Here is an 11,087-nt window from a genome sequence, read left to right on the forward strand (position 1 = left end):
CGCGCGACAATTCCATCGCCTGGTCGTCGGGTATGCCTTCGCGGATATACAGCCTGAGATCCGGCTGCTGCCGGTGCAGCGCGGCAACGATCGATGGCATCAGATAGGGGCCGAGCGTCGGACTCACGCCGAACCGCAGCGTGCCGGCTAGTTTTTCTCCGGCGCGATGCGCCATCGCCCGCAGTTCGCGCACCTCGACGAGGATCTTGCGCGCGCGTTCGACAAGTTCGCGTCCGATAGGGGTCAATTCCGCGGTCGGTGCGCCGCGCTCCACGAGCACGACACCGAGCCTGTCTTCCAATGTACGCAACTGCTGACTGAGTGTCGGTTGGGAAACATGCACGGCCTGGGCGGCGCGGCCGAAATGCTGATTATCGGCGATTGCGACGAGATATTCGAGCTGACGCAGCGTCGGCATGCTATCCGGAACCTTGCATAGATCAAAACTATGGATGAAAGATCTATCATTCGATTGGATCGATTGCAAGTCACCGCTTAAGTTGGTGCTGTAAGGTCGGAAAGGATGCGAGAATCATGACGGATTTTCTTGCCACGCTGCGCAAGCTGCGGACTGCCCGGCACCGGCGCAGCATAAGCCGCGCGCCGCAGATTATAACACGCGATACGCGACGCCGTCAGGCGCGTGATCAGCGCAACTTCGATGCAAGGCTCGACGAAGCTTTGGCGGATACTTTTCCGGCCAGCGATCCGATCGCCTTGTCGCCGCGCCCGATACAGCCCTAGGCGATATTGACGGGAGAAGGACATGAGACGCAGGTTCGACAGCTTGATCGCCAGACATCGTGAGCTCGATGCACGGATCGACGGCGAACGTTTCACGCCCGAACAGGCGTCGGAAATAGGGCGTCTGAAAAAGATACGGCTTGCGATACGGGATGAAATCCAGGCGCTGGACAGGGGCAGCGCGCGCCCGGCCGGTTGACGTAACAACTTCCCTCCCTGGGTGGCGCGCCGATGCCCCCTCTAACGGCGCGCCACCCCTTTCTATTTGTGCCCGTCGCGGGCACAGCGTTCAAAACAAACATTAAAACCGAAGAGAGATTCGATGATCGCTGAATTGCGCCCCGCCATTAAGGAATTTCTCGCCCAGGAAACGACGGGCGGATATTTCCTGTTCGCCGCCGCTATTCTTGCGATGATCGTCGTGAATTCGCCCTTGGCCGATATCTATGCGGGCCTATGGCAGACGCCGATCGAAGTGCGCGCGGGCGCGCTGGAGATCGCCAAGCCGCTGTTCCTCTGGGTCAATGACGGGCTGATGGCGATCTTCTTCTTCCTGATCGGGCTCGAGGTAAAGCGCGAAATTCTCGACGGGGAGCTCTCCTCGATGGACAAGGCCGGCTTGCCGATCGTCGCCGCGATCGGCGGTATGGCGATCCCGGCGCTGGTTTTCGTTGCGATCAACTGGGGCATCCCGGAAAATCTCGAGGGTTGGGCGATCCCGGCCGCAACCGATATCGCCTTTGCGCTCGGCGTGTTGGCGCTGCTCGGAAGCCGCGTGCCGGTGGCGCTGAAGGTGCTTCTGCTGGCGATCGCGATCATCGACGATATCGGTGCGATCCTCATCATCGCGCTGTTCTATACATCGAATCTCTCGATGATGGCCTTGATGCTCGGCACCGTCGCCGTGGTCGCGCTGTTCCTGCTCAACCGCTTCGGCGTGATGCGGATAGCGCCCTACATTCTCATCGCCATCATCCTGTGGGTGTGCGTGCTCAAGTCCGGCGTCCACGCGACCCTCGCCGGCGTCGTCGCGGCCCTGGCCATCCCGCTTAGCGGCGGGAAGGACGGCCATTCGCCGCTCAAGCATCTCGAGCATCAGCTCCATCCCTGGGTGGCGTTCCTCGTGCTGCCAGTATTCGCTTTCGCCAATGCCGGTGTGAGCCTCGCCGGGATCAGCGTCGCCGATCTGCTCGCGCCGCTGCCGCTCGGCATCGCTCTGGGCCTGTTGATCGGCAAGCAGGTCGGCATTTTCGGTTTTGCCTTTGCCGCCAATGCGCTCGGTATCGTGAAGAAGCCCGAAGAGATTTCCTGGGTGCAGCTTTACGGCCTGGCCTGTCTCGCCGGTATCGGCTTCACGATGAGCCTGTTCATCGGGACGCTCGCCTTTGGCGACGGCGCTCTGATGGAGCAGGTTAAGCTCGGCGTAATCGTCGGCTCGCTGATTTCGGGTCTGCTCGGCTACTTCCTGCTGCGCATCTCGGGCAGCAGGCAAAGCGAGCCGGCCTCGGCCCAGCCTGCGCCGGCGTGATCGGCGGGCGTCACGCGCCCGCCCGCGCCGTATCGCGCAGCAGCGCCGCCGTCGAGTAGCTGCTCACGCCATAGGGCACGAGATAGGTCAGCAGGATCTTCCAGATCGGCGGCATGGCTCCGGCCATGATCAGGTCGCCTTGGTTGATCAGCACAAGCAGCGTCCCGATCACCAGCGAAACCTTGATTGCCCGTCGAACGGTTACCGGGCCGAGCAGGAGCCGGTGAAAGGGCTTTGCCGCGTTCGTGATCTGGTTCGCCATACCATCCTCCCGCCATTTGCACCGTTCGGGTTAGACCCAAGCCTAGGGCCGAGACAATGGACGAAGATGCGGGCCGTGTCGGAGAGTGGCGGAGCGGGTGGGATTCGAACCCACGATAGGGGGTTACCCTATACACACTTTCCAGGCGTGCGCCTTCGACCACTCGGCCACCGCTCCGCATATCCTGGCAAGCGGTTGCACCTAAAGCGGAGCGGTCCCCAGCGCAAGGCCGCGCACGCCCTTTAAGGCCGCAGATTGGCGCTGTGGCGAAAAACGGATAGATTGATCTGATGGCGAATAGGCGCGCTTCAGAATTCCGAAGGCAGGCACCGGTCTCGATGTTTGCGCTTGTGCGGCTGACCACGCTGTTATGGATCGTGACGGTCGGGCTGTTCACGCTGACCAGCTATCTCGACGCACGAAGCGCCGGCGCCGACATCCTGCAGATCGCGCAAATCTACGCACTCGGTTTTCTGCCCTGGCTGATCGCGGCGCCGCTGACCGTTCATGTCGGCCTGAATCAAGCGCGGCGCCGGTCGGGCTGGCCGCGGCTGGCGTTGGAGACGATGGTCCTCGCCGCAGCGATCGCCGCCATCGTGCTCGCCAATATGGCGTTCGTCGTGTCCGCTTATTGGGGCGTTACGCCGGGCCAGATATTAGCCGCGAACAGCTTTCGCGAATGGATCTGGGATATTCTGATATTTGCGGTCGCCTTGCTCGCCGGCCATGTACTGGGCGCGCTCCGGCGACCTTTGGATAGTGGGCCGTTAGAGGCGGAGGCGGGCAAGATCGTCGTGCGATCGGCATTGCGCGTAGATATCGTGGATATCGACGATGTGATCGCCGCCACGGCACAGGGCAATTATGTCGCGCTCGTGACCGAGAGTGGCGAGTTTCTCCATCGCGCGACGCTTGGGGAGATGAAAGCCCTGCTCGCGCGCCATGGATTCGTGCAGGTGCACCGATCCCACCTCGTTCGGGCCGATGCGATTGTGTCGGTGCGCCGTGGATCGGGCCGCGCGCAAAATGTCCTGATGCCGGGCGGGCGGGAATTTCCGGTCAGCGCATCGGGCAAACAGGTGCTGGAACAGTTGCTCAACGTGCAGCACGCCGCCGCCCGACAGTCGGAGGTGCTCCGAAATCCGGCCCAATAGCGTGCGCATTCATCCCAGCACCGTGCGCGTTGATCACATCGGCTTCATCCGGGTCTTCAAACCATAGCCTGAGCTGTGAGAGGGCGCTTCCGACACATATCGGTCGGGAGAAGCTTGGAATGTTCAGGACAAAAGCGAAAATCGCCAGCGGAGCCGCCGTTGCAGCCGTGCTGCTGGCCGGACCCTCACATGCACAGACGCCACCCGCCGGCGATGACGGAGAATTTGTCGAACCCTGTTCGGCCGAGCCGTTTCGGCAGTTCGATTTCTGGGTCGGCGAGTGGGTAGCATTCGATTACGATACCGGCGTCGTCCAGGGCATCGACCGGATCGAGAAGATCGAGCATGGCTGCGCGCTGCGTCAGCAATGGTCGCAGATGACGGACCGTTATCGCACGCCTGGCGCGCCGCATCGCTATGGCGGCATGTCGATCACCTCGCTGATACCGGGGCCGCGCTGGCAGCAGATGTGGGTCGGCAATGCCGGCGGGGCGATCACGGTGCAGGGCGAGCGGCGCGAAAGCGACAGTGCGATCGTGCTGACGCAAGAGTTCGCGGGGCCCGACGGCGTCGAATATCACCGCACCTGGTATTGGGTTCCCGAGCCCGACGGGACGGTCCACAGCTGGGGCGAAATCCGCACGCGGCAGGACGATGGCGAATGGGGCGAAGCACAGGTGCCGTGGAATTTACGGTATGTTAGCCGTTCCGTCGTCGGCAATCTCGTCGAGGCGCCGGCGGACGACTAGGCCAATCTGGAATCGCGGGGCAACCCATGGCAAAAGGGCAGCATGAAACAGCTCGCCCTTATCGCCGCCCTTCCACTGCTCCTCGCCATGCAGGCGCCCGCTGCGCCGCAATCGCCGGCCGAGATCGTCGCGGCCACGACCGAAGAGGATTGGCGGCCGGTCTTGCCGGAAAATCTGCTGGTCATGACGCTCGGCGACGGCGCCGAAGTGCTTATCGAACTCGCGCCCGGTTTCGCCCCGATCCATGTCGCCAATATCCGCAGGCTCGCGCGCGAAGGCTGGTATGACGGGATCAGCATCAACCGGGTGCAGGACAATTATGTCGTCCAGTGGGGCGATGCGACCAACAGTAAGGCGCTTCCCGAGGGCATCGAGCGCGAGCCGCCAGCCGAATATGATTTCCCGATGAGCGACCTCTTCCTGAGTGCCTTCTCCAACGTTCAGGACGGGCATTACGAACAATATTCGGGCTATCTGGAGGGCTGGCCGGTCGGCCATAGTCCGCGCGAAGACGGCGTGCGCAGCGGGACGCTCGTCCATTGCTACGGGATGGTCGGAGCCGGGCGCGGCAACGATCCCGATACGGGCACCGGCGCCGAGCTTTACACGGTGATCGGCCATGCGCCGCGCCATCTCGACCGTAACATCGCGCTGGTCGGGCGCGTGATCGCGGGAATCGAGCATCTCTCCAGCCTGCCGCGCGGGACCGGGCCACTCGGCTTCTACGAGGACGAAGAGCAACGCGTGCCGATCGCGAGCGTGCGTCTTGCCAGCGAGCTGGACGCGGCCTTGCAACCGCGTTTCGAGGTCCTGCGCACCGATAGCGAAGCCTTTCGCGCCTATGTGGATGCGCGGGCCAACCGGACCGGCTGGTTCGTCCGTCCGGCCGGAGCGGTGGATGTGTGCAACGTCAATCTGCCGATCCGGCGTGCGGTGACCGATTAAGCATCTTTGGCGGCCCGCCGGCCGTCGGTTAACCATCTATTAGCGGTACTTCGCGCCGAAATTCGCCTAGCCCGATGCTGCGGGATTTTCGAATAGAGGGACGAAGCCGTGGCCGATGCCGGGACATCGCTGCCCCGCTGGATGCAGGGGACTTGGGCCGAGGAGGCGCCGTTGCACGCTGCGCCTACGCAGCCCGACAGTCTCGCGCGCGCGAACGCCCGATCAACTGAGACGCTCATACTCGAACGACGCAGAACTGCATCATCGCCGCGAAAACGGCCGGCGCTGTCCGGCATCATGGCGGCGTTTCTGGCGCTGGTCGGCCTCGTCACACTGAGTGCTGCGGGTCTGGCGCTGCCTGAACGCGGCCTCACCGTGCCGCTGCCCGAAGCGCGGCCATTCTCCGAACTTGTCGGCCATGCCGAGGACGGCAGCGCGCTGCCGGTCACCCTGACCGAGGCGGAGGAGGAGGCGGTTCGTGCTACCATCGAAGCCGAACTGGCCGCGCATTCTGGCTATCAGGGGCCAGTGCCCGCCGGCATCGCATTCCGGCCCGCCAGCGATGCCGATCGCGAACGCGCGCTGCTCTGCATGACACAGGCGATCTATTATGAGGCGGGGACGGAATCCGAAGCGGGACAACGGGCCGTCGCGCAGGTCGTTCTCAACCGGGTCCGCCATCCCGGCTATGCGAACAGCATTTGCGGCGTCGTCTACGAGGGTAGCGAGCGAAGCACGGGCTGCCAGTTCACCTTTACCTGCGATGGCGCCCTGGCCCGGCGGCCGTTGCCGAGCCTCTGGGCACAGGCGCGGCGCTATGCGCGCGAGGCGATTGATGGGCGGCAGTTCGGCGAGGTCGGCTATGCGACCCATTATCACACGCTCGACATCTGGCCTTATTGGGGGCGGACGCTGACCATGACCAACATGATCGGCCGGCACCTGTTTCACCGGCTGCGCGGGTCGGCTGGCTCGCCGCGCGCGTTTACGGTGCGCTATTCCGGGCGCGAACCCGCACCGCGCCCATGGCGGCCGCGCGATGTCGCAACCGCCGAAGGGGCGGCTGAAGACCTGACCGAAGCAACAATCGACGACGGCCTGCCGCCCGCGCCCGCTATCCGCGATCGTGTCGCCGATGCGACCGTCGAGCCTGTGCCGAACAATCTACCGAGAAGCCGCCCGATTGAGGATGCATTGCCGGATTCGCAGATACGCCCGGAATTTCGCGATAGCGGGCGCTGGATTGGCAGCTAGCGCAGCCGCATCTGGTCCCCGCTGATCTCGACCGTGCCGACCCTTTCGAGGAAGGACTGGCCGAGCAGCGACACTGGCAGATCGTTTTCCGCGACCATGGCCGGGACGTTGCGGCTGTCGATACCGCCGATCGCGAGACGATCGATGACTACGGGTTTGAGTGGTATCGGACCGCCGGCGGTCTGCGCAGTCGCGGTGAACTCGCCGGGACGCGCCTGAATGCCGGCGCGCTGTGCATCTTCGCGCGTCAACACAACGCTGCTGGCGCCGGTGTCGATCAGCATGCGGCTCGTCGTTCCGTTGATCCGGACATCGGCGTAGAAATGACCGTCTGATGCCCGGCTGGTCGCGAATTGCGAAACGCCATCCCCGGCGCGCCCCATGTCCGGGTCGGATTGCGGTTCGACGGCGTCGGAGGCGAGCTCGACCGGAACCGGCTCGGCCTCGCGCTCGCCGCCGAGAAAGGCGAGCGCGATCATCACAAGACCGATTATCGGGACGAGCTTCTCCATACCGCCCTTATAACGGCAGGGGGTTAAGCAGCCCTTTCCAGGCCGTTCAGGTTGGCGCTATCGTCAGGCCGCGAGCGGCGCGAAAGCGTCGGTCTTGCCGCGATTGCGGAACAGGCCGGTGCCGATCGTCGGCCCGCGTTCGAGGGGCAGGGCGGTGCCGCAGAAAGCGCATTCGGCGCTCATGCGGCCGATAAGCCAGTGCGAGCGGCCGCAGCCGGGGCAATGGTTGGTTTCGTTCGCCCGATAGACGATGCGAATTCCCAACCGGGCCGGGGTAAAGGCGTTCTGGTCGTGATACATCGATTATCTCCTCATCGTTCCGTCGATGGAACGTGGCCGAGTATCGATGAATGGAGATGAATCGGCTGTGACCGGGATCACCGGTTTCTGTTCATCTTATTCGGGGTGCGTCTCGCGCGGTCCGTTGCGCATCCGCTGTGTGGAATTCTGCCGCGTAGAGCGCGTGTTGGCGCGCGGCGGCGGCGCTGCGTTGCGTGCAGGTGCCCGGCGAACGGCGCCAGGACCGCGCCCGCCGCGGTTGCCATCCGCGCGTCGCGGCGGACTGTTATTCGTCACCGGCGGATAGGGACCGCGATAGCTGTTGCGGGCGCCGCCACGATTGCGCCTGTCTTCCCGTCGCTCGGCGCGCCGATCCGCCCGACGTTGATCGCGACGGGTAACATCTCGATCGCCCCGATATCCGCGCCGGCCATCATATCCGCGGCGTCCGTCATAACCGCGCCGCGCATGGCGACGGGCACGACGATCTTCCCAGTGCCGACGGTGATGGTCGCGCCAGCGATAACGATGGCCGAGCCGATCGTAGACGTAGAAAGAATAGCCGGGATAGTAAAAGCCGTCGTACCAGCCATAGGGCCCGTAGCGGTTATTGTAGAAGATGCTGCCATAGCCGTAGCCGTTGCGCGCGATATAGGCCGCGTCCTCGCATTCGGGATAGATATAGCCGTCTTTATCGTAGCATTCGGCGGGGTAGAGATCGCCGGCATAGCGGTTTCCGTAATAGCCGGTGCCATAGCCGTCATAGATGGTGCAGCCGGACAGCCCGGCCGCCGCGACGGCCAGAAAGGCGATATTCCTGATGCGCGCAATCTGCATGATCTTTTCCCCACGGCCCGATAACCGGGCGCCCCAATATGGTTTCAACCATAAGGCTCGCGCTTGAACCGCTTGTGAACCGCCCGCTCACGCCTGCTCCACTACGGGACAGGTCCGCGCCTACGAAAAAGGGGCCCGCAAGCGAGCCCCTCTCCCGTTACCGATGATTTCGGCGGTTAGTCCTTGGTGATGAATTCGGGCAGATCGCCTTCGGCGTCCTGCTTGCCCTTATCCTCGTTCCGGTCGCCGCGATCCCGCCGCGGGCCACGCCCGCGTCCGCCACGGCCCCGGCCGCCCTTGTCGCCGCGCGGTTCACGCGGGGGACGGGTGTCTTCCAGCTCTTCGCCGGTTTCCTGGTCGACGACACGCATCGACAGGCGGACCTTGCCGCGGCCGTCGATCTCGAGAACCTTGACCTTCACTTCCTGCCCTTCGGACAGTTCGTCGGTCACCTTCTCGACGCGCTCATTCTTGATTTCGGAGACATGGACGAGGCCGTCTTTCTGTCCCATGAAATTCACGAACGCACCGAAATCGACGATGTTGACGACCTTGCCGTCGTAAATCTTGCCGACTTCCGGTTCCTCGACAATGCCTTCGATCCATTTGCGCGCGGCTTCGATCTCGTTGACGTCCGAAGACGACAGCTTGATTACGCCCTCGTCGTCGATATCGACCTTGGCGCCGGTTTCCGCGACGATCTCGCGGATCACCTTGCCGCCCGTACCGATGACGTCGCGGATCTTTTCCTTGTCGATCTGCATCGTCTCGATGCGCGGCGCGAAGTCCGAAAGCTCGGTGCGCGTGGTGTCGAGGGCTTTCGCCATCTCGCCCAGGATATGGGCACGGCCGCCATGGGCCTGCTCCAGCGCGGTCTTCATGATCTCTTCGGTGATACCGGCGATCTTGATGTCCATCTGGAGCGAGGTGATGCCCTTCTCGGTGCCGGCGACCTTGAAGTCCATGTCGCCGAGATGATCCTCGTCACCGAGAATGTCGGAGAGCACGGCGAAATCGTCGCCTTCGAGGATCAGGCCCATCGCGATGCCCGACACCGGCCGCTTGAGCGGCACGCCGGCATCCATCATCGCGAGGCTGCCACCGCAGACAGTCGCCATGGAGGACGAGCCGTTGGACTCGGTGATGTCGGAGAGAACCCGGATCGTATACGGGAATTCTTCCGCATCGGGCAGGACCGGATGCAGCGCGCGCCAGGCGAGCTTGCCATGGCCGATTTCGCGCCGGCCGGTAAAGCCGAAGCGGCCCACTTCGCCGACCGAATAGGGCGGGAAGTTATAGTGGAGCATGAACGGTGAATAGGAGAGGCCGTTCAGCCCGTCGATCATCTGCTCTGCGTCCTTGGTGCCCAGCGTGGTCGTGACGATCGCCTGGGTTTCGCCGCGCGTGAACAGGGCGGAGCCGTGCGCACGGGGGAGGAAATGCACCATCGCTTCGATCGGGCGGACCTCGTCGAGCTTGCGCCCGTCGATGCGGGTGCCGTCCTTGATGATCGCGCCGCGCACGATTTCGGCCTCGAGCTTCTTCACGAGCTTGAGCGACGCCAGATAGGCTTCCGGATCGCCTTCTTCGTCGAACGCTTCGCGCGCCTTGGTGCGCGCTTCGTTGATCGCGTCCTGACGCTCCTGCTTGTCGGTCAGCTTGTACGCCGCTTCGAGATCGGCGCCGATGAGATTCTTGAGCTTCGCTTTCACAGCGCTCTGATCGATATCGACATCGATTTCCCAGGGCTCCTTGGCGGCCTGCTCGGCGAGATCGATGATCGCCTGGACGATCTTCTTCGATTCCTCATGCGCGAACATGACGGCGCCGAGCATCACGTCTTCCGACAGCTCCTGCGCTTCGGATTCGACCATGAGTACGGCGTTGTGCGTACCTGCGACGACGAGATCGAGCTCGCCCTCGGAGACCGCTTCCATGCTCGGGTTGAGCTGGTATTCGCCATCCTTGTAACCGACGCGCGCCGCGCCGATCGGGCCGAGGAACGGCACGCCGGACAGCGTCAGCGCAGCGGAAGCCGCGACCATCGCCAGAATGTCAGGCTCGTTCTCGCCGTCATAGGAGAGAACCTGGCAGATCACGTTGATCTCGTTGTAAAAGCCTTCCGGGAAAAGCGGGCGGATCGGCCGGTCGATAAGACGGCTGGTCAGCGTTTCCTTTTCCGTCGCGCGGCCTTCGCGCTTGAAAAAGCCGCCCGGAATGCGTCCGGCGGCCGAATATTTTTCCTGATAGTGCACGGTCAGCGGGAAGAAATCCTGCCCTTCCTTGACCGATTTGGCGGCCGTGACAGCGCACAGCACAACCGTGTCGCCGAGCTGCGCGAGCACCGCTCCATCGGCCTGACGGGCCACCCGGCCCGTTTCGAGGGTCAGCGTCTGGCCGCCCCATTCGGTTTCGACTTTCTTTACGTCAAACATCTTTATCTTCACTTTCTGCGCGCCGGCCGCCCTATGCGGTTCGGCGCTCTTTATGCGGACCGAATTGTCCGCGTGTTTGGAGCCTTATTGCTCCTGTCTCATTAGGGCTTGCCCAGTTCTGTTAGGGCTGAGCCTGTCGAAGCCCGCTTCTCCGACTGATAAACGCCCTTCGACAAGCTCAGGGCTAACGGGTGGAAATGACAGTTTGTCATTTCCAAATGAAAACGGCTCCGCAGACGGAGCCGTTCCCCAAAAACTCTATTTACGAAGACCCAGCTTTTTGATGAGGTCCTGATAGCGGCCCTCGTCGACATTGCGCAGATAGCTGAGCAGGTTGCGGCGCTTGTTGACCAGCATCAGCAGCCCGCGGCGCGAATGATGGTCCTTG

At 63.1% G+C, this 11,087-nt stretch carries 13 protein-coding genes and 1 tRNA gene; 6 read left to right on the forward strand and 8 right to left on the reverse strand.

What is annotated here, in order from left to right:
• On the reverse strand, positions 1 to 418 hold a 418-nt coding region (locus tag ACTS1Z_RS09160), incomplete at its 3' end, for a LysR family transcriptional regulator (protein ID WP_442624151.1).
• Between the two features lie 348 nt (positions 419 to 766).
• Between ACTS1Z_RS09160 and ACTS1Z_RS09165 the strand changes: the two genes are divergently transcribed.
• Both ACTS1Z_RS09165 and nhaA read left to right on the forward strand, forming a co-directional pair.
• Positions 767 to 943 (forward strand): YdcH family protein, encoded by a 177-nt coding sequence (locus ACTS1Z_RS09165; RefSeq protein WP_442624152.1) that lies wholly within the window; start codon positions 767 to 769, stop codon positions 941 to 943.
• Between the two features lie 123 nt (positions 944 to 1,066).
• Positions 1,067 to 2,272, forward strand: a complete 1,206-nt coding sequence (gene nhaA / locus ACTS1Z_RS09170) for a Na+/H+ antiporter NhaA (RefSeq protein WP_442624153.1) — start codon at positions 1,067 to 1,069, stop codon at positions 2,270 to 2,272.
• A gap of 10 nt (positions 2,273 to 2,282) precedes the next feature.
• Here nhaA and nrtS read toward each other — a convergent pair whose 3' ends face one another.
• Together nrtS and ACTS1Z_RS09180 are read right to left on the reverse strand one after the other, a co-directional pair.
• Positions 2,283 to 2,534, reverse strand: a complete 252-nt coding sequence (gene nrtS, locus ACTS1Z_RS09175) for a nitrate/nitrite transporter NrtS (RefSeq protein ID WP_442624154.1) — start codon at positions 2,532 to 2,534, stop codon at positions 2,283 to 2,285.
• An 86-nt stretch (positions 2,535 to 2,620) separates the two neighbouring features.
• A tRNA-Ser gene (locus tag ACTS1Z_RS09180) sits at positions 2,621 to 2,711 on the reverse strand.
• 161 nt (positions 2,712 to 2,872) lie between these two features.
• Here ACTS1Z_RS09180 and ACTS1Z_RS09185 point away from each other — a divergent pair.
• The 4 genes from ACTS1Z_RS09185 (at position 2,873) to ACTS1Z_RS09200 (ending at position 6,636) form a co-directional block, all read left to right on the forward strand.
• Positions 2,873 to 3,688 carry a LytTR family DNA-binding domain-containing protein gene (locus tag ACTS1Z_RS09185; protein ID WP_442624155.1) on the forward strand — a complete coding sequence of 272 codons (816 nt, stop codon included), beginning with the start codon at positions 2,873 to 2,875 and terminating at the stop codon, positions 3,686 to 3,688.
• 119 nt (positions 3,689 to 3,807) lie between these two features.
• Positions 3,808 to 4,437 carry a hypothetical protein gene (locus ACTS1Z_RS09190; protein WP_442624156.1) on the forward strand — a complete coding sequence of 210 codons (630 nt, stop codon included), beginning with the start codon at positions 3,808 to 3,810 and terminating at the stop codon, positions 4,435 to 4,437.
• Between the two features lie 42 nt (positions 4,438 to 4,479).
• Entirely contained in the window at positions 4,480 to 5,382 is a 903-nt protein-coding gene (locus ACTS1Z_RS09195) for a peptidylprolyl isomerase (protein WP_442624157.1), read from the forward strand.
• Positions 5,383 to 5,553: 171 nt separating this feature from the next.
• The gene (locus tag ACTS1Z_RS09200; RefSeq protein ID WP_442624158.1) at positions 5,554 to 6,636 is read left to right on the forward strand and encodes a cell wall hydrolase; all 1,083 of its coding nucleotides are present in this window, start codon (positions 5,554 to 5,556) and stop codon (positions 6,634 to 6,636) included.
• Here ACTS1Z_RS09200 and ACTS1Z_RS09205 read toward each other — a convergent pair.
• The 5 genes from ACTS1Z_RS09205 to ACTS1Z_RS09225 all read right to left on the reverse strand — a co-directional run.
• Positions 6,633 to 7,148: a retropepsin-like aspartic protease family protein gene (locus ACTS1Z_RS09205; protein WP_442624159.1), complete on the reverse strand. Its 516-nt coding sequence runs from the start codon at positions 7,146 to 7,148 to the stop codon at positions 6,633 to 6,635. The genes ACTS1Z_RS09200 and ACTS1Z_RS09205 overlap by 4 nt on opposite strands.
• Positions 7,149 to 7,211: 63 nt before the next feature.
• Positions 7,212 to 7,448, reverse strand: coding sequence for a hypothetical protein (locus ACTS1Z_RS09210; protein ID WP_442624160.1), 237 nt, complete (start codon positions 7,446 to 7,448; stop codon positions 7,212 to 7,214).
• 96 nt (positions 7,449 to 7,544) lie between these two features.
• Positions 7,545 to 8,264, reverse strand: coding sequence for a hypothetical protein (locus tag ACTS1Z_RS09215; RefSeq protein ID WP_442624161.1), 720 nt, complete (start codon positions 8,262 to 8,264; stop codon positions 7,545 to 7,547).
• 176 nt (positions 8,265 to 8,440) lie between these two features.
• Positions 8,441 to 10,699, reverse strand: coding sequence for a polyribonucleotide nucleotidyltransferase (gene pnp, locus ACTS1Z_RS09220; RefSeq protein ID WP_442624162.1), 2,259 nt, complete (start codon positions 10,697 to 10,699; stop codon positions 8,441 to 8,443).
• Positions 10,700 to 10,957: 258 nt separating this feature from the next.
• Positions 10,958 to 11,087 (reverse strand): 30S ribosomal protein S15 (locus ACTS1Z_RS09225; protein ID WP_442624163.1); only part of this gene is annotated, 130 nt, incomplete at its 5' end.

It is taken from the genome of Parasphingopyxis sp. (assembly GCF_052168295.1).
Taxonomy (GTDB): Bacteria; Pseudomonadota; Alphaproteobacteria; order Sphingomonadales; family Sphingomonadaceae; genus Parasphingopyxis.

Bases quoted from the DNA above. Each gene is read 5' to 3' on its own strand.
- ACTS1Z_RS09165 (WP_442624152.1), top strand. From the start codon at position 767: ATGAGACGCAGGTTCGACAGCTTGATCGCCAGACATCGTGAGCTCGAT.
- nhaA (WP_442624153.1), top strand. From the start codon at position 1,067: ATGATCGCTGAATTGCGCCCCGCCATTAAGGAATTTCTCGCCCAGGAA.
- nrtS (WP_442624154.1), bottom strand. From the start codon at position 2,534: ATGGCGAACCAGATCACGAACGCGGCAAAGCCCTTTCACCGGCTCCTG.
- ACTS1Z_RS09185 (WP_442624155.1), top strand. From the start codon at position 2,873: ATGTTTGCGCTTGTGCGGCTGACCACGCTGTTATGGATCGTGACGGTC.
- ACTS1Z_RS09190 (WP_442624156.1), top strand. From the start codon at position 3,808: ATGTTCAGGACAAAAGCGAAAATCGCCAGCGGAGCCGCCGTTGCAGCC.
- ACTS1Z_RS09195 (WP_442624157.1), top strand. From the start codon at position 4,480: ATGAAACAGCTCGCCCTTATCGCCGCCCTTCCACTGCTCCTCGCCATG.
- ACTS1Z_RS09205 (WP_442624159.1), bottom strand. From the start codon at position 7,148: ATGGAGAAGCTCGTCCCGATAATCGGTCTTGTGATGATCGCGCTCGCC.
- ACTS1Z_RS09210 (WP_442624160.1), bottom strand. From the start codon at position 7,448: ATGTATCACGACCAGAACGCCTTTACCCCGGCCCGGTTGGGAATTCGC.
- ACTS1Z_RS09215 (WP_442624161.1), bottom strand. From the start codon at position 8,264: ATGCAGATTGCGCGCATCAGGAATATCGCCTTTCTGGCCGTCGCGGCG.
- pnp (WP_442624162.1), bottom strand. From the start codon at position 10,699: ATGTTTGACGTAAAGAAAGTCGAAACCGAATGGGGCGGCCAGACGCTG.